14 protein-coding genes are annotated in these 17,094 nt (G+C 72.0%); 6 read left to right on the top strand and 8 right to left on the bottom strand.

Annotated features, from left to right (window positions below):
• The 6 genes from ACFW9Z_RS30860 to ACFW9Z_RS30885 all read left to right on the top strand — a co-directional run bounded on the left by ACFW9Z_RS30860 (position 1) and on the right by ACFW9Z_RS30885 (position 6,730).
• The gene (locus tag ACFW9Z_RS30860; RefSeq protein WP_384645914.1) at positions 1-1,242 is read left to right on the top strand and encodes an Ig-like domain-containing protein; all 1,242 of its coding nucleotides are present in this window, start codon (positions 1-3) and stop codon (positions 1,240-1,242) included.
• Between the two features lie 204 nt (positions 1,243-1,446).
• On the top strand, positions 1,447-2,694 hold the full coding sequence (locus ACFW9Z_RS30865) for an Ig-like domain-containing protein (protein WP_384645915.1): 1,248 nt from the start codon (positions 1,447-1,449) through the stop codon (positions 2,692-2,694).
• A 97-nt stretch (positions 2,695-2,791) separates the two neighbouring features.
• The gene (locus ACFW9Z_RS30870; protein WP_384645916.1) at positions 2,792-3,559 is read left to right on the top strand and encodes an enoyl-CoA hydratase/isomerase family protein; all 768 of its coding nucleotides are present in this window, start codon (positions 2,792-2,794) and stop codon (positions 3,557-3,559) included.
• Positions 3,560-3,863: 304 nt separating this feature from the next.
• Positions 3,864-4,379 carry an ATP-binding protein gene (locus ACFW9Z_RS30875; protein ID WP_384645917.1) on the top strand — a complete coding sequence of 172 codons (516 nt, stop codon included), beginning with the start codon at positions 3,864-3,866 and terminating at the stop codon, positions 4,377-4,379.
• Between the two features lie 375 nt (positions 4,380-4,754).
• A complete protein-coding gene (locus ACFW9Z_RS30880) occupies positions 4,755-5,546 on the top strand; it encodes a polysaccharide deacetylase family protein (protein ID WP_384645918.1) in 792 nt (263 codons plus the stop codon).
• 80 nt (positions 5,547-5,626) lie between these two features.
• Positions 5,627-6,730, top strand: coding sequence for a CopD family protein (locus ACFW9Z_RS30885; RefSeq protein ID WP_384645920.1), 1,104 nt, complete (start codon positions 5,627-5,629; stop codon positions 6,728-6,730).
• 116 nt (positions 6,731-6,846) lie between these two features.
• Here the strand turns inward: ACFW9Z_RS30885 and ACFW9Z_RS30890 are convergent, their stop codons facing one another.
• From ACFW9Z_RS30890 to ACFW9Z_RS30925, 8 genes are all read right to left on the bottom strand, one after another.
• Positions 6,847-8,352, bottom strand: a complete 1,506-nt coding sequence (locus ACFW9Z_RS30890; RefSeq protein ID WP_384645921.1) for a carboxylesterase/lipase family protein — start codon at positions 8,350-8,352, stop codon at positions 6,847-6,849.
• 45 nt (positions 8,353-8,397) lie between these two features.
• Entirely contained in the window at positions 8,398-10,779 is a 2,382-nt protein-coding gene (locus ACFW9Z_RS30895; protein ID WP_384645922.1) for a peptidoglycan recognition protein, read from the bottom strand.
• A gap of 284 nt (positions 10,780-11,063) precedes the next feature.
• Entirely contained in the window at positions 11,064-12,041 is a 978-nt protein-coding gene (locus ACFW9Z_RS30900; RefSeq protein ID WP_384645923.1) for a terpene synthase family protein, read from the bottom strand.
• A 384-nt stretch (positions 12,042-12,425) separates the two neighbouring features.
• Positions 12,426-13,004 carry an NADase-type glycan-binding domain-containing protein gene (locus tag ACFW9Z_RS30905; RefSeq protein ID WP_384645924.1) on the bottom strand — a complete coding sequence of 193 codons (579 nt, stop codon included), beginning with the start codon at positions 13,002-13,004 and terminating at the stop codon, positions 12,426-12,428.
• Between the two features lie 685 nt (positions 13,005-13,689).
• On the bottom strand, positions 13,690-14,304 hold the full coding sequence (locus ACFW9Z_RS30910) for a phage tail protein I (RefSeq protein WP_384645926.1): 615 nt from the start codon (positions 14,302-14,304) through the stop codon (positions 13,690-13,692).
• Entirely contained in the window at positions 14,301-16,262 is a 1,962-nt protein-coding gene (locus ACFW9Z_RS30915; RefSeq protein ID WP_384645927.1) for a putative baseplate assembly protein, read from the bottom strand. The genes ACFW9Z_RS30910 and ACFW9Z_RS30915 overlap by 4 nt, the downstream gene beginning before the upstream one ends.
• Entirely contained in the window at positions 16,262-16,732 is a 471-nt protein-coding gene (locus ACFW9Z_RS30920) for a GPW/gp25 family protein (RefSeq protein WP_384645928.1), read from the bottom strand. Before ACFW9Z_RS30920 ends, ACFW9Z_RS30915 begins: the two co-directional genes overlap by 1 nt.
• Entirely contained in the window at positions 16,729-17,046 is a 318-nt protein-coding gene (locus tag ACFW9Z_RS30925) for a PAAR domain-containing protein (protein ID WP_384645930.1), read from the bottom strand. Before ACFW9Z_RS30925 ends, ACFW9Z_RS30920 begins: the two co-directional genes overlap by 4 nt.
• Positions 17,047-17,094 lie beyond the last annotated feature (48 nt).

Genomic DNA, 17,094 nt, shown 5'->3' on the forward strand with positions numbered 1-17,094 from the left:
GTGAACCATGGAGCGAAGAGCGCACGGGCGGGCTCGGCCGCCGTGCTGACATGGGCAGGACTGCTCACCGTGCTGGCCCTGCTGACCGGATGCACCGATACGAGGGAGGCCCTGTTCAACGGCGCTTCGGGCTCTCCCCCGGATGTGATCAGCATCTTCCCGGAGAACGGGGCCGAGGAGGTCGACGCGGAGACCCGGATCCGGGTGAAGATCCCCGACGGCCGGCTGGAGAGCGTCAAGGTGATGCGGATCGAGGACGCGCAGCAGCAGACGGTTGCGGGACGCATCGCCGAGGACGGCCTCTCCTGGAACCCGGAGCCCGGCGCGGCCCGGCTCGCCCTGGCCGCCAAGTACAGCATCGACGCGGTGGCGGTGGACCGGACCGGACAGCGCTCGGCCCGCCACGCCACGTTCACCACGCTCGTCCCCGAGCACCGCTTCATCGGCTACTTCAAACCGGAGAACCGGTCCACCGTGGGCACCGGCATGATCGTCTCCTTCTCCTTCAACCGCCCCATCGCCGACCGCGCGGCGGTGCAGAAGGCCATCCGGGTGACCGCGAAACCGGAGGTGGAGGTCGTCGGCCACTGGTTCGGCAAGGACCGGCTGGACTTCCGCCCGCGTACGTACTGGAAACCCGGCACCGAGGTCACCGTGGACATCGGGCTGCGGGACGTGGAGGGCGCCCCGGAGGTCTACGGCAGCCAGGACAAGACGGTCACCTTCACCGTCGGCCGCTCCCAGGTCTCCCTGGTGGACGCGGAGGCCAAGACCATGGAGGTACGGAGGGACGGGGAGCTGGTCAGTACGGTCCCGATCACGGCGGGGGCCCCGAAGACGACCACGTACAACGGGAAGATGGTCGTCACCGAGCTGCACGAGGTGACCCGGATGAACGGGGCCACCGTCGGCTTCACGGACGAGGAGGGCAAGGGCGAGTACGACATCAAGGACGTCCCGCACGCCATCCGGCTCACCACCTCCGGCACCTTCCTGCACGGCAACTACTGGGCCGACGAGTCCGTCTTCGGCAAGGAGAACGTCAGCCACGGCTGCATCGGGCTGCGCGACGCGAAGGGCGGCGGCGCCACCACCCCGGGCGGCTGGTTCTTCGACCGGACCCTGATCGGGGACGTGGTGGAGGTCGTCAACTCCAAGGACAAGAAGGTCGCGCCGGACAACGGGCTCAGCGGCTGGAACATGGGCTGGAAGAAGTGGAAGGCGGGCTCCGCCCTGCGCTGAGACCGTGGTGCTCCGCCGGGGCCGCCCCGGGCCCCGGCACCCCGCCCCACCTGCGCGGCACTCTCCCTCAGTTGGGACGGAACGGTGACATTCCGGAGGGGATCCACCCCGTCCACGGTGTGATTATCTTGCCTGGAGCGCGCATGTGCAGCGTGCGGGGGTGCGGGCCATGGCGATGCCGGGCCCGGCGAGGGGAGAACCACAGTGAACGGGCAGCCGATATCGGGGGCATCGGCCGGGGCGGCCAGGAAGCGGCGCGGCGGATCGGGGCCACTGGCCCTGGCTCTGGGAGCGATGCTGTTGCTGGTGACGGCGTGCGGGGGCAACGCGGAGGCGGAGAGCAAGGGCGACGCCGGCAAGAGCAGCCCGACGGCGGAGGACACCACGGCCTCGCAGGCGGTGGTGACCATCGCCCCGAAGGACGGCGCGGAGGCCGTGGCGACCAGCGGCGCGCTGAAGATCACCGCCGCGCAGGGCAAGCTGACCACGGTCAAGGTCGCCGACCCCAAGGGCAACGAGGTCCCGGGCGAGGTCACGGCCGACGGCGCGAGCTGGGTGCCGGAGCGGCACCTCGCCGCCGCCACCAAGTACGCGGTGCACGCGGTCGCCAAGGACGCGAAGGGCCGTGAGTCGGCCAAGGACACCACCTTCACCACGCTGGTGCCGGAGAACACCTTCATCGGCCACTACACGCCGGAGGACGGCTCCACCGTCGGGGTCGGCATGCCGGTCTCCATCAACTTCACCCGGGGCATCACCGAGCCCGCCGCGGTGGAGAAGGCCATCAAGGTGACGGCCGAGCCCGCCGTCGAGATCGAGGGCCACTGGTTCGGCAACGACCGCCTCGACTTCCGTCCGGAGACGTACTGGAAGCCGGGCACCAAGGTGAGTGTGGAGCTCAACCTGGACGGTGTGGAGGGGCGGCCGGGGGTCTACGGTCAGCAGGCCAAGACGGTGACGTTCACCATCGGCCGCAGCCAGATATCCACTGTCGACGCGAGCGCCAAGCGGATGAAGGTCGTCCGCGACGGCAAGGAGATCAAGGACATCCCGATCTCGGCGGGCGCCCCGGCGACGACCACGTACAACGGTCAGATGGTCATCAGCGAGAAGCTCAAGGTGACCCGGATGAACGGCGACACCGTCGGCTTCGGCGGCGAGTACGACATCAAGGACGTGCCGCACGCCATGCGGCTCTCCACCTCGGGCACCTTCCTGCACGGCAACTACTGGGGTGCGCCCTCCATCTTCGGCACGACCAACACCAGCCACGGCTGCGTCGGTCTGCGCGATGTGCGCGGCGGCTACGACAGTCAGACCCCGGCGGCCTGGTTCTACAACAAGTCGATGATCGGTGACGTCGTCATCGTGAAGAACTCCAAGGACAAGCAGATCCAGCCGGACAACGGCCTCAACGGCTGGAACATGGACTGGGAGGAGTGGAAGAAGTAGGGCCTCCTCCCCCGACTTCCGGCTGTACCCCGGCGGGCCCGGTGCTGTGACCGACGGCACCGGGCCCGCCCGCGTTAGCAGTGGTTAACCTGCCTGTATGACTGTGACCCTCGAAGTACGCGACAACGTCGGCACGATCCTGCTGGACCGGCCGCCGATGAACGCCCTGGACGTGGCGGTCCAGGACCGGCTGCGGGAGCTGGCCGAGGAGGCCACCCGGCGCGAGGACGTGCGCGCGGTGATCCTCTACGGCGGCGAGAAGGTGTTCGCGGCCGGAGCGGACATCAAGGAGATGCAGGCGATGGACCACACGGCGATGGTCGTGCGGTCCAAGGCGCTCCAGGACTCCTTCACCGCCGTCGCCCGCATCCCCAAGCCCGTCGTCGCCGCCGTCACCGGCTACGCGCTCGGCGGCGGCTGCGAACTGGCCCTCTGCGCCGACTTCCGGATCGCCGCGGACAACGCCAAGCTCGGCCAGCCCGAGATCCTGCTCGGGCTGATCCCGGGCGCCGGCGGCACCCAGCGCCTGGCCCGGCTGATCGGCCCCTCCCGGGCCAAGGACCTCATCTTCACCGGCCGCATGGTCAGGGCGGAGGAGGCCCTGACACTGGGTCTGGTGGACCGTGTGGTGCCCGCCGCCGAGGTCTACGAGCAGGCGCACGCCTGGGCCGCCAAGCTGGCGAAGGGGCCCGCGCTGGCGCTGCGCGCGGCCAAGGAGTCGGTGGACGCCGGACTGGAGACGGACATCGACACCGGGCTCACCGTCGAGCGGAACTGGTTCGCCGGTCTGTTCGCCACCGAGGACCGCGAGCGCGGGATGCGCAGCTTCGTGGAGGAGGGCCCGGGGAAGGCGAAGTTTCTCTGACTTCCCCTGACTTCCCCTGATGAACTCCCCTGAACTTCCTCCGACGTCCTCCGGCTTTCTCTTTCGGATGCACTTCTGACGCGGGTTCATCCCTCCGAGCGGATTATCCGGGCCTTAAGGCAACCTTAAGGCCCGGTGCCGCTCCCCTCGGGGTAATCCCGCGCGGGCGGCGCATCACCGCAGTTCACGAAGGCTGCGAAGGGGGCCGTTCTGCCCCTGACATATGCCAACAGCCCCTTGTGGAATAGGGTGTTCCGGGTGATGGATTCCCATGGAACGGCCCCGGAGGGCGAGGTGTGCGTCCATGATGGTGGGCATGGCGGGCCTGGAGGATGTGGATCAGCCGCGACCGCGCAGTAGCGCGACCGCGGCGCGCTGGACGTCGGGTGTGAATGACGAACAGGCGTTCAAGGCGCTGGAGTTGTTCGGAAATCCGACCGAGAAGGAAGTCCTGTTGCCGTCGCGGCCGGAGTCCGCGGCGACCGCGCGCCGGCTCACCTCCTGTGTGGTGCTCCGGCAGTGGGCGCTCTCGCCGCAGACCGCCGAGTACGCGGTGCTCCTCGTCTCCGAGCTCGTCGGCAACGCGGTGCGCCACACCGGCGCCCGCGTCTTCGGGTTACGGATGGTGCGCCGCCGGGGCTGGATCCGGATCGAGGTGCGCGACCCCTCGCGCGGGCTGCCGTGTCTGATGCCGGTGCGCGAGATGGACATCAGCGGACGGGGGCTCTTCCTCGTCGACAAGCTCTCCGACCGGTGGGGCGTGGACCTGCTGCCGCGCGGCAAGACCACCTGGTTCGAGATGCGCACCTCCGACCGCTGACACGTGCGGACGCACAGAAGCCCCCGGTCGGCCGTGGTGCGGCGCTGCGGGGGCTTCTGTGTGGGGGCCGTGGAATGTGGGGTGTGTCCACGGCCGCTCGGGGCGACCTCGCCCGGGTCAATGGGGGTCGTGGCTCCGACTATGGCAGACGGGCGACCTCGGTGCCAAAGATGCATTCCGGGTGATTCTCGAACAAGACGGGCATTTCCTGGCTGAATCACAGGTGGGCTCGGTCACTCGCCTGGCTTTCCATGCATTCTTATGGCACGCCCTGAATGATTCATAGATCATTCCGCCAATCGGTCAATCGTTATATTTCGCCCGTTCCGCCTCTACTGTGTCCCGGGGAATCCATGGAACGCGAGGTGGTCGGGCATGGACGGACGCAGGGCGCCGATGCGCCGCCGCGACGCGCTGGGCGCCGGGGCCGGGCTCTTCGCCGCCGCCCTGACGGCGGGCTGTACGACGGGTCCGGCGGGTGGAGCGGCCGCGTCCGGCGGAGCTCCCGCGCTCTCACCCCCGTACGCATCCGTCCCGGTTCCCGCCGTTCCGCGCCGCTTCCCCGGGCAGCCCGTCCAGATCGCCCACGGCCCCCGCGACCGGCCCCGGATCGCCCTCACCTTCGACGGCCGGGGCGACCCGGACCTGGCCCGGGCCGCGCTCGCCCGGATCGAACGGGCCGGCGCCCGGGTCACGGTCCTCGCCGTCGGCAGCTGGCTCGACGCGAATCCCTCGCTGGCCCGCCGCATCCTCGACGGCGGCCACGAGCTCGGCAACCACACCCAGAACCACCGCGACCTCACCACCCTCGACGAGCGCACGGCGTACGAGGAGATCACGGCGTGCGCCCGGCGGCTGCGCCGGCTCACCGGCTCCATCGGCACCTGGTTCCGCGCCTCACCCGGCCCGGACGCCACCCCGCTCGTCCAGCGCCTCGCCCAGCGGGCCGGGTACCCGCACGTTCTCTCGTACGACGTGGAGTCGCTGGACCACGCGGCGAACGGAGTACCGGCCGTCACCCGCAAGGTGGCGGGCGAGCTCCGGTACGGTTCCGTGGTCGGGATGGGGTTCGGACACCCCGTCACCGTCGCCGCGCTCCCGCTGCTCCTCACCGAGATCGACCGGCGCGGGCTGCGCGCGGTGACGGCCACGGAGCTGCTGAGCTGACTCCGTCGGCGTACCGCTCGCGCCGTTCGCGTCTTGCGCGGCTTGCTGTGTGTTTGTCCACCGGAGAGGATCGGGCCGTGATGTTCTCCGGACCTCCCGCCGAGCCGGCCGCCCCGCCCCCGCAGCCCGGCCCCGCCACGCCGCCTGTCGCGCAGCCTGTGACGCCGCCCGCCGCGCAGCCTGTCGTGGTGCCCGTCGTGGTGCCCATGGACGGGTCGGCGGCCGACGTGCCCACCGGGAGCCGGTCCGGGCGGCCCGGGGCCGTCATGACCGCCGCCCTCGTCGCGGCCGGTCTCCTGGCGCTCCTCATAGCCCTGTTCGGCCCCGGGATCGTGGCGCGCGGCACCGGGGAGCTGCGGATACCCGGCGCGGGGCTCACCACCCTGCTCCGTACCGTCCTGTACACGGCGCTCGCCCTGCACCTCGGCGAGCTCGTCGCCCCGCAGCTCGTCCGGCCCGTGCGCGGCCGCCCCCGTACCGCCGTGCGGAGCTGGGCCGTGTACGCCGCGCTCGCCGGGGCCGCCGCCTCGGCCGGGCAGATCGTCCAGCTCGCCGCCGTCAGCGGTCTCGGGATCACCGACACCTACGCCACCCGGGACGGCGGGCTCCTCCTCCTCATCGCCAACGGCCTGGTCCTCGCCGCCCTCTGCGCCGCGAGCAGGCGCCCGGCCCTCGCGCTCGCCCCGCTCGCCGTCGTCATCGGCGCGGAGGCCCTGCGCGCCCACCCGGAGGCGTACAGCCCGGAGATCGGCGCCGCCCTCACCGTCGTTCACCTCACCGCCGCGTCTCTGTGGACCGGGGGGCTGCTGTACGTCCTGCGGACCATGTGGCTCTGGCGCGGCTCGCCGGTCGCCGCCCGCGCACTGCTCGGCCGGTACGCGCGCCTCGCGATCTGGCTGTACGTCGCCCTCGCCGCCACCGGCACCGCCTCCACCCTGCGCCGGCTGCCGCTGGACGTGGTGTTCACCTCCGCCTACGGGCGCACCCTGCTGGTCAAGCTGGCGCTGATGGTGGTGGTCACCGCGCTGGCGGTGGCGGCCCGGCGGCGGATGCTCCGCGACACCGACCCGGCGCTCGCCCACCGTCTCGCCCGCCGCGAACAGGTCGTCCTGGGGCTGGTCGTGGTGGTCTCGGCGCTCCTGACCGTGGTCCCCGACCCGCACTGGATCTCGATGCGGCCCTAGGTCTTGTAGAGACCCGCACTGGATCTCGATGCGGCCTTAGGTCTTGTACAGACCCGTGCTGGATCTCCATGCGGCCCTAGGTCTTGTACAGACCCGCACCGGATCTCCATGCGGCCCTAAGACTTCGCGCGGTACGGCTCCCAGCCCCGCAGCTCGTCGTCGCGCGGGGCCAGGACGAGCGCCGGTCCGTCCGGGCCGAAGAACTCCACCGGCCGGGAGGCGTCCCAGGACGGCCAGCCCGGGTCGCCCGTCGCCGCGAACCGCACCCACGCCCCGTGCATCGCCTCTGCCAGCTCCTGCGGGGCGTCCGGGCCGGTCAGGGCCCGAGTGTCGGGGTGGGCGAGGGTGTCGAAGACGAAGCCGAGCTCCAGCGCGTGGCAGGCGCCGAGCCGCTGTACGGGGGAGGGCCAGCCGAACTCGTAGACGTACGTGGACCCCTCCGCGCCCGCCCGCGCGTCGGCCAGCCGGTTGAGCGGGACCCGCAGCAGCAGATCGGTGGCGAGCGCGCCGAGGAGTTCGCCGGGGGTGGCGTCGGGGCGGTTGGCCCGGTAGGTGCGGGCGGTGGCGTTCGGGACCCGGAACTTCAGCAGGGCGAGGCGGAGCTTGAGGCGGCCGATCCGTTCGGTCAGGCCGCTGGGGACGAACCAGAGCCGGTACTCCTCGGTGTTCGTCCCGATCAGGAGGTCGATCCCGGCCGCCGTGCCCGTGCCCGTGTGCAGCGCCTCCGCCGGATCCCGGGTCAGCAGTTCGCCGTCCACCACGATCTGGAAGGAGTTGCGGCCGGTCAGCGGGTTGCCGCCGCTCGTCACCTCGGTCTGCGCGGTCAGCAGGGCTTCCGGGTCCACGGCGGCGAAGGCGGCGGCCGTGGCGGGGACGCCGAGCCGCTTGGCGATCAGCTCGGTCGTCCCGCGCGCGGCCTCCGGGTCCAGGGCGGCGGGAGCCCCGCTCTGGAGCACCGCCCGCCGGAACAGCCCCGCCGCCCGGTCCGTGGCCAGCAGGGCGGCGATGCTCACCGCCCCCGCCGACTCCCCGGCCACCGTCACCCGGTCCGGATCGCCGCCGAACCCCGCGATGTTGTCCCGCACCCACTCCAGGGCGGCCAGCTGGTCCAGCAGCCCCCGGTTGGCGGGCGCGTCCGGGAAGAGGCCGAAGCCCTCGATGCCCAGGCGGTAGTTGACGGAGACCAGCACCACCCCGTCCCGGGCGAATGCGGACCCGTCGTACACCGGCACCGCCGAGGACCCGTGCAGCAGCGAACCGCCGTGGATCCAGACGAGTACGGGAAGCCCCTCGGCCCCCTCGCCCTCCCCGGTGGACGGCGTCCACACATTGAGGTTCAGCCACTCGTCGCCCGCCACCTCCGGGTCCGGCAGCAGCCGGTCCAGCGGCGGGGCGTAGGGGCGCTTGGGGGCCGTCGGCCCGTACGCGACCGCCTCGCGCACGCCCTCCCAGGGCTCCGGCGGCTCCGGCGCGCGGAACCTCCGCGCGCCCACGGGAGGCGCCGCGTACGGGATGCCGCGGAAGACCGCGACACCCCCTTCCACCGCACCGCGTACGGTGCCCTGCACGGTCCTGGCCCGCGGGGGAGTCCCCGCCCGGGCGCCTGCCCCGATGTCGGACATGGTGCGTGCCTACCCCTCTCGCGGTGCGGTGGTCCGGCCGTGTGCCTACCTCAGGTAGACCAGCCCGTCCGTGGTGAGGGCCGGGCGGCCCTTCGTACCGACCACCACGATCTTGACCGTGTGCTTGCCGCTGGACGCCCAGGACTTCGTCCAGATCGCGTCCCGGTACTTGGTGGCGGAGGACTTCAGATCCACCGTGGCGGCCTTCTTGCCGTCGACATAGACGTATGCCTGCCCCGAAGTGGCTGCGCGCGACACCACCCAGGAGGCTGACCGGCCGGTGAACGTCCAGGTCAGGCTCGCGTTCTTGGTGCTGCTGGAGTACGACTTGCCGCCCAGGTAGCTCTTGGAGGACTTCGTCGTCCACTTACCGGTCTTCTTGGCGGCGGACTCCTGGAGGATGACCGCGCTGCCGGTGACCGTGGCGGCGGCCGTGTTGCCCGCGTGGTCGTACGCCGTCATCTTCCAGGCGGTCGCCTTGCCGGACCGCGCGGTGTGCGAGGCGCTGCCCGTCGTCGGGCCGTACGTCCGGGCGACGGGCGCGGTGAGGCGGACCTCCTTCAGGGCGGCGGAGTCGGTCGCCTTCCACTTCAGGGTGAGCGGGACCGCTTCCTTGTTCACCGTGCCGGTGCGCAGCGTGAGGGCGGGCTTGGTGGTGAAGGTGGGGGGCGTCTTCTCGGCGACGACCGTGGCGGGCGCCGATGTCGTCGTCCTGCCCGACTGGTGGGTGGCCCGGACCTGCACGGAGTGCCTGCCGAGCGGGAGGGTGGCCGGGGCCGAGGTGACGTTGCCCTTGACGGTGGCCACCGGCTTTCCGCCGACGAGGAGTTCGTAACTCTTGACGAAGGAGGCGGGGGTGGCCGCCTTCCAGCCGACGGTGATGTTCGACTTCGTGTAGTACGTGGAGCCGGAGGCGCTCGCCCCGGTCACCGAGGAGATGGTGAGGCCGGTGACCGAACCGGCGACCGCGTCGGCCAGGGAGCGGATCGCGGGGAGCTGTCCGTAGAGGCTTCCGCCGGGGCACTGGGTGTTGAACCCGTCGCGGTGCCCGGAGATCTGCGGGAAGGGGTACTCCTTGCCCGCGGCGAACTTCGTCCCGAAGAAGTTCCCGCCCGCCGCCCCGGCGGTCAGGTTGACCGTGCCGGCCGGGTTGCCCTTGTACTGGCCCAGCTTCCACGCGGCGATCCGGGCCACCGAGGTGGTCGCGGCGCTCGCGGCCTTGGTGTCCGTGTGCATGCCGATCACGGCGATCCCGGCGGTGTCCCGGTTGAAGCCGTAGGTGTGCGCGCCCATCACGGCCCGGTCCGCGCCGCCCTTGCGGCCCTCGAAGATCGTGCCGCACTTGTCGACCACGAAGTTGTAGCCGAGGTCCTTCCAGCCGTTCGACTTCACGTGGTACGTGTGCAGCCCGCGCACGATGGCCGCGGAGTCGGCGCAGGAGTAGGAGTTGGTCTGCGCGGTGTGGTGGACGAAGACCGCCTTGACCCTGTCCAGGTAGTCCGGCGACTCCTTGCTGAGCGACTCGTCGGCCTTCCAGTCGGCCCGCGAGACGATCGGCGGCCGCGGAGCCGTGGAGGGCGGGCCGGGCGGCAGCGGCGGGGTCGTGGAGGGGGTGGGCTTCGGCGTGTCGGTCGTCGGCTTCGGGGTCGGGGTGGTCCGGCTCGGCGTGGGGCTCGGGGGCGTCGGCGAGGGGGACGCGGTCGTCGGGGTCGGAGTCGGGGTGGGCGACGGCTCATCCGTCTCCTCGCCGCCGGGCTCCTCCGTCACCTCACCCGAGGGGGTCTCCTCGCTGGGTGAGGGCTCGTCCGAGGGGGTCTCCTCGACGGCGAAAGCGGCCGGTCGGGCGGTGAAGGCGGCAGATTCGGCGTCGAACGCGGCCGGTTCGGCGGTGTAAGCGGCCGGTTCGGCGGTGAGCGAGGTGGTGGTGCCGCCCGGGTCGACGGTGTCCAGCCGCAGCCCGGCGGGCAGTCCGGCCTTCACCCCGTTCTCGGCGCTGACCCGGACCTCGACGCCGTTGGAGGGGCCGACCCAGCGCGGTTCGGTGGTGCCCCGGACGCCGGGCCGGCCGGCCTCGGTGCGCCCGTCGATCTCGGTGTCCAGCGGCAGCCAGCCCGTCCACTCGCCGGTGGCGGCGGAGCGGGTACGGGCCTCGACCCGGCCGGTCACCTGGGCGGCGGGGTCGGTCCAGGTGACGCCGAGCAGGCTGAACGGCTCGGTGGAGCGCTGCGGGAGGGAGGCGGAGCTGCCGTCCTCGGAGGTCCTGAGCGGGGTCCGGTACACATCCGCCTCGACGGGAGCGGACTTGGCCTCCGCCTTGCCGTCACCGTCGGGGGCCGAGCCGCCCGTCACGCCCTGGAACACCAGGACGCCCGTCACGGCAGCCGTGGCGACGGCAGCCGTGGTCCATATTCTTCGCTGTGATCTCACGTGTGTGGTTTCCCCGAGGACTGTGGTGGAAGGCATGGCGTTCCGAAGACATGACATTCCGACCGGTCAGTCGCTGACCGGGGGCACGACGCAGTTGTCGGCCCGGCCGGTGGGGCGACCCGGGACATGCTTGCGCGGGTCATTGTTCCATGCGATCACTACCGGCCTGGCTTGTTTCTTTCCTGATCGATCACGATGTGATCCGATCGATCCTTCGCGGCGAGTTCAAACGATCTCGGGGCCCGGAAGGCTTCCGCCTTCCAGGCCCCGGCCGCGGACGCCTCTCAGGCGGCGAAGTACTGGGACATCGATTCGCGTGCGTCCAGCTCCACCAGATCCGGGCGGGTGTAGCGCTCGGCGCGTGCGTGGTAGTCGAAGTCGCCCCGTACGAGCCCTCGGTAGTCCTGTACGCAGCGTTCCAGAGCGGCCCGGGTCGGGCCGCCGATTCCCGCCGCGTCGATTTCCTCGATCAGCTCCTTTTCCGCCCGCACCACGCGCTCGGCGATTCTGGCCAGCTGAATTCCGGCCTCGTCGACGGCTTCCTGGAGCGTGGAGCCCCGGTCGCGCTGGATGAGGCGCACCGCATTGTGCTCGTATCCGAGTGCGGCCTCCTTCTCGAACGAACAGATGTCGTTGCAGAGTCCCGAATGGTCGGTCACCGCGTTCCGCAGGGCGATGTACGCGGGCAGGCTGCGGGCGGAATCCGGCAGATCGATTCCGGCGGTGATCTCGTGGAGATCGAGGAACGGCTGCATGGCCACCGAATCCCGCCGGTGCTTGACGAAGTCCACCCGGCTCGGCACCTGTCCGGCCGCCCGCTCGACCGCCTCGGCGTAATACGTCCAGAGCCAGGCGGCCGTATCCCGCCGGAACTGCCGGTTCCACTGCGGGGACCGGTCGCGGCAGGTCCGCTCGCGCAGCCCGGCGAGCGCGTGCTCCATCGGACCGCGCGGTGCGGCCCCGTCGAACACGTCCACCAGCCGGGTGATCGCCGCCTCGCACATCAGGGGGTCACGCCCGGCCGGACCGTCATCGAACTCGTCGTCCACCAGAAAAGCCCAGAAGAGCCACTGGCAGAAGAGATCGAGATGGCGCTGGGACGCCTTCGGGAAGATGAGGGAAATCCAGAGTTCGGGTCGGGTCCGGATCATCTTCTTCCGGGCGGGCGTGGACAGATTCAGCCCTTCCGATTCGGCCCATTCCCAGGCGGCCCGACGGGTTTCGGCCAAGCCCGGATTGCATCCTGCACTCTGGAACGGCATGTGAAACGCCGGTAACGCGATATGGCTCATTGCTGCCCCTCGTCGAATGAGTGGGAGTGAATGATGGGGACGGCGCATTCCTGGGGATCGCGTACGGGGCGGGTCCAGGGAAATGCCGCCGCCGGGCTTCCGGGAAACCCGGCCGAGAGGGGGCCGTACGAGGTGAGGTGGCCATTGCTCTCCTCTCTCCGCTGCCGGGGGCCGGGGTGCCGGAGCAGGGTCGACGGGCCGACGGGAGCCGTCCCATCACCATGCGTGAGGCCCAGTCAACCGCTAGTTGAACGTTGAGGGAAGTCAACTGTGACCGAAAGTGCGTGATCGCTGAAAACTTCCTGAGCACCTCTGGGTACGTTGTGAACTTCCGGGACTGGTCGGGTCCGGGTGTCAGGTGCGCTGGAAGAACTCGACCTCGCCCACCGCGATCGGCCTGCTGCCGCTCCGGCCCGCCGCCTCCCGCAGGACGATCTGTACGGAGACGACATCGCTGATGCCCGTCCGTACCGTCTGCGGTCCCGGCTTGTCGTTGAGCGTCAGCTCCTCCTCGTGGACGGTTCCGTCCACCGTGGTGACGATGAGATCGGCCCGGGTCGGCCGCGGCTCCTGCCGGAACTCCTCGGGCTCCTTCGATGCCCCGGTGTGCAGGACGATCCCGACCAGCCGGAACGGCGTACCGAAGGTGCACGTCAGGGATGCGCCGAGGGCGGGGGCGCCCCAGTACTTGTTGGTCAGGCCGTCGACGGCCGCCCGCGCCGGATGGCCGGGGGCCGCGCCGCTCGCGGTCACCCCGGCGGGGCTGATCTCCGCCGTACCGCCGAGCTTGTCCCGGACGTCCTCGAAGAGCACGCGCCCGGCGGGCAGGAACAGGAACCCCACGAACAGCAGCCCGACGAGGGCCAGGACCATCAGGACACGCCGCAGCGCCCGCCCCGACCGGACCCGCACCTGGCGGCGGAACGGCCACACGGTGCGCCACCACGGCAGGGGCGCGGGCCGCTCCTCGGGCCGCAGCGATGCCGCGCACCGTCGGCAGAACCGCCGCCCGGGCAGGTTCGGCGTACCGCACGCCGGACACGGCGGCCCCTCCGGCGCCTCATCAGCCTCCACCGGCCGCACGACGGGCCGCCGGGCGACGGGCTTGGCGGGCTGGACGGCCCCGATGGGGGCCTCGGCCGGGTCCTCGCGCGGTGCGGGCGGTGGCGTTACGGGCGCGGCCGGGCGTACGGGGGTGGGCTGCGGGGGGTTCTCGGGGCGTACGGGTACGGGTGCGGGCGCAGGCGCACGCTCCGGCTCCGGGCCCGGCGCAGGCGCACGCTCCGGGTCCCGAGCAGGGCCCGGCTCAGGCCGTGGCTCCGGCTGCGGAGCCGGAACCGGCTCCGGCGCAGGCTGCGGCACGGGCTGCGGAGCCGCAGCCGGATGCGGAACCGGCTGTGGCTCCGGAACAGCCGTCGGCCGCGGAACCGGCTCCGGTTCCGAAACCGGCTCCGAAACCGGCTCCGAAACCGGCTCCGGAACCGTCGTCGGTGCCGCCGCCGGTGCCGACCGCGTGCGCGGTGTCTCCGAGGACCACCCCAGATACGACCCGCAGTTCCCGCAGAAGTCGTCGTTCTCGCCGTTGGCCGTACCGCACGCCGGACACGAGCGCATCGCGTCAGCCTCCTGTCTCTGCGGAAGCGCCGGGGGCCCCAGGCGCCCCGGGCGTCTCCGGCGGTGCTTCGGGCGGGCCCGGCAGGACCTCCACCCGGCACGTGAGGTGGACGGGGCACGAGCCCATGACGACGTCCAGGACGCGCGCCGCGTCCACCGTGGCTCCCGGCGCCACCGGCCAGACCCGTACGAGCAGTTCACCGGTCGGGGCCGGAGGCAGCGCCGTACCCGGCCGGGACGACCACGCCACGCCCCCGCCGTCCCGTACGTCGGCGTGCACGCCGAAGCAGAGCCGGAGGTGCTCGACGAGACCGCGCCGGGTGCCGCGTCGGCGGTGCAGCTCCACGGCCCGGGCCACCAGGGCCCGTTGCAGCTCCTGCGGCCAGGCCGGGTCCACGTCGACGCCCACCCAGGTCGCCAGCCAGGGCAGGAAGTCGGCCGGGGCCAGGTCCGGGTCGAAGTAGGCGGGCAGGTTGTCCAGGGTGGACAGGACCGGCGCGAGTACGGTGTCGAGCCCGGCCGTGAACCGCTGGGCCAGGTCGTCGTCCGCGTACAGGGCGGGCAGCAGCTCGCCGATCGGGTAGCGGCTGGGCAGCCCGGGTACGGCGGCCCGGCTCATACGCCCTCACCCGGTCCGCTCGCGGTGACGATCACCTGGTGCTGGTGCGAGAAGACCAGCGCGCCCGCAGCCACGTCGATCCGGTCCACCGCACCGCCGCGCCGCCCGGTGATCGGGTCCGCCGGGAAGAGCCGGAGCTCCTCCACCAGACCGGCCCCGCGCACCCCCTGGAGCACGGCGAAGACCTCCCCGTACTGCACCGGCCTCCCGAACGGCCACCCCGCCCCGTCCGCACCGCCCCGCAGCGGGTCGATCAGCCGGAACAGGGCCTCCAGCGCCTCCGCCCGCACCCGGTCCACCTCGCCCGGGGCCGCGACCAGCCGGGCCACCACCGTGACGCCCTGGTAGGCGGGCGGCTCCACGGTCAGCCGGGTGCCCACCAGACGGCGCTCGTCCAGCCGTTCCGCGACCGCCGCCAGCACCTGGTCCGAGGGGATCAGCTGCTCGAACCGGAGGTGGCCGCCCTCGTCGGGAACCGCGTCCGGCACCACCAGGACCCGTACCGCACCGGCCTCGCCCGCGACGGCGGGCAGACACCGCACCCGGCGCAGGGAGGGCGCGGCCTCACGGGCGATGAGCTCGTAGTCCCGCGCGGTCACGGCCCGTTCCTGGACGCGCAGGATGTTGGGAGCGCGCACCTTGGCGTTCTCGACGCTCTCGCCGTCGACACCCCCGCTCGCCGCCTCCCGGTTGTCGACCCCCGCGACGTACGGGACCGAGCTGCGCAGCATGGAGATCGCCCCCCGGGCCACGTTCCCGGCCGCCCCGCCGCCCGTGCGGTAGCGGGGGACGCGGAGCTGGGCGCCCTTCTCCGGGACGGCCCCGTACGCGCGCATCGTGCCGTCCGGCTCCCGTACCTCCGGCGGGAACGCGAACTCCCCGGAGACGGCGTCGATCCGCACGTGCCGGTCACCGGGCGCGGAGGCGCCGAAGTGCTCGACGGGCGTCCAGATCTGCCAGCCATCGGCGGTCGACACCTGGACGACCGGCGGCTCCCCGTCCAGCAGCAGTGGCACCCGGCTCACCGAGAACCGCTGCCCGGCCACGCCCTCCGAGACCCCCAGCGGCACGTCGAGAACGGTCTCCGCGTGCTCGACGGCGGCCGTACCGCCGACCGTGAACACCTCGGCCTCCCGGATCGTCGGCGACTCGGAGTAGAACGGCTGGCCCGGCTCGGGCGCGGTGACCCGGCAGCGCAGCCACCCCGCCCGGGTCCCGGCGACGACGGACGCGGTGTGCCCGGCCGGGACGAACACGATGACCTCGCCGGGCCGGTTGAGCCCGCCGGTCGTGTCGTCACCGGTCGCGCACTCCACCCAGCGGGCCCCGTCCCACGCCTCCCACACCAGCGGCGGCTGACGCGGGTCGACACCCACGCCCTCCACGCGGCTGTCCAGGCGTACGGCGACGATGCAGCGCGGTACGGCGGTGGGCAGCCCGAACAGCAGGGCGTCACCCGGCTCCGGGCGCGGCGCGAAGCACGGGATGTCCTTGCCCGCGCCGAGCGGCCCGGTGCGGTCGGTCTGGTCGCCGGTCTTCGGCGCGGTCACCAGCCGGACCAGCTCGCTCGGCACGATCGGCAGATCCTCGGAGGTGGTGAACACCACCGGCTCCTCCGCCTCCCCGCGCGCGGTCGCCACCTCCGTACCGGCTGACAGGTGCACGGTCTCCGGCTGCGGCGCGGAGAGCCAGAAGTCGACCTCGGCACGGGCCACGGTCGGCGGGAAGAGCGTGACGCCCAGCAGGTCCAGGAAGGCCGCGTAGTTCTTGTCCGGCACCCGGTTCAGCCGGTACAGGAGTTGGTCGACCAGGTACGCGAACGTCTCGATCAGCGTCACCCCGGGGTCCGACACATTGTGGTCGGTCCACTCGGGGGAGCGCTGCTGGACGTACCGCTTGGCCTCGTCGACGAGCTGCTGGAACCGCCGGTCGTCCAGGTTGGGGGAGGGCAGGACCATCAGCGCACACCCGCTTCGAACGAGCCTTCTGCGGAACCCGGTTCGGACGGGATCGTGTAGAAGGGGAAGACCAGATTGCGCAGGTCGTTGGTGGCCCGCACGGTGTAGCGCACGTCGATGTAGAGCGTGCCCTCCTCGATCGCGTCGAACGCGATCACCACGTCCGTCACCTCGATGCGCGGCTCCCACCGCTCCAGCGAGGTACGGACCTCCTGGGCGATCCGCCCGGCGGTCGCGCCGTCGCCGGGCGCGAAGACGTAGTCGTGGATGCCGCAGCCGAACTCCGGCCGCATGGGCCGCTCGCCCGGTGCCGTACCGAGGATCAGGCCGATGGCCTCCTCGATCTCCTTGTCCCGCTCGACCAGGGCGATCCCGCCCGTGGGACCGGTCCGCAGCGGGAAGCCCCAGCCGCGCCCGATGAAACCGCTGCCGGTTCCCCTGCGGGCGCCGGTGTATCCGTCGCCGCTCACATCGGGCCCCCGATCAGGACGTTCGGCGCGCCGCTGATGATGGGCGCGCCGCAGGTCGTCCTGTCACCCATCCGCGCGGCGGGCAGCCCGCCGATCAGCACCGGACCGGCGACGGCCGCCGCCGGGTTGGGCATGATCAGGTTGCCCGGCCCGAGCGCCGCGTGCGGGGGGACGACGCACACGTGCAGACTCCCGGTGACGGCCGCGGGCCGGCCGCCGATCAGCACGGTGGCGACGGCCACCGCACCCGGGGGCGGGGTGCCGATGAGGCCGCCGTGGGCGGTGCTGTCGCCCGTACGGGCTGCGGGGGGCATGGCCGGGGTTCTCCTTGCTGTGAAAGGGACTTGATGGGGTAGGGGGTG

It is taken from the genome of Streptomyces sp. NPDC059452, from assembly GCF_042750035.1.
In the GTDB taxonomy this organism is placed as follows: domain Bacteria; phylum Actinomycetota; class Actinomycetes; order Streptomycetales; family Streptomycetaceae; genus Streptomyces.

Bases quoted from the DNA above. Each gene is read 5' to 3' on its own strand.
- ACFW9Z_RS30870 (WP_384645916.1), top strand. From the start codon at position 2,792: ATGACTGTGACCCTCGAAGTACGCGACAACGTCGGCACGATCCTGCTG.
- ACFW9Z_RS30875 (WP_384645917.1), top strand. From the start codon at position 3,864: ATGATGGTGGGCATGGCGGGCCTGGAGGATGTGGATCAGCCGCGACCG.
- ACFW9Z_RS30880 (WP_384645918.1), top strand. From the start codon at position 4,755: ATGGACGGACGCAGGGCGCCGATGCGCCGCCGCGACGCGCTGGGCGCC.
- ACFW9Z_RS30885 (WP_384645920.1), top strand. From the start codon at position 5,627: ATGTTCTCCGGACCTCCCGCCGAGCCGGCCGCCCCGCCCCCGCAGCCC.
- ACFW9Z_RS30890 (WP_384645921.1), bottom strand. From the start codon at position 8,352: ATGTCCGACATCGGGGCAGGCGCCCGGGCGGGGACTCCCCCGCGGGCC.
- ACFW9Z_RS30900 (WP_384645923.1), bottom strand. From the start codon at position 12,041: ATGCCGTTCCAGAGTGCAGGATGCAATCCGGGCTTGGCCGAAACCCGT.
- ACFW9Z_RS30910 (WP_384645926.1), bottom strand. From the start codon at position 14,304: ATGAGCCGGGCCGCCGTACCCGGGCTGCCCAGCCGCTACCCGATCGGC.
- ACFW9Z_RS30915 (WP_384645927.1), bottom strand. From the start codon at position 16,262: ATGGTCCTGCCCTCCCCCAACCTGGACGACCGGCGGTTCCAGCAGCTC.
- ACFW9Z_RS30925 (WP_384645930.1), bottom strand. From the start codon at position 17,046: ATGCCCCCCGCAGCCCGTACGGGCGACAGCACCGCCCACGGCGGCCTC.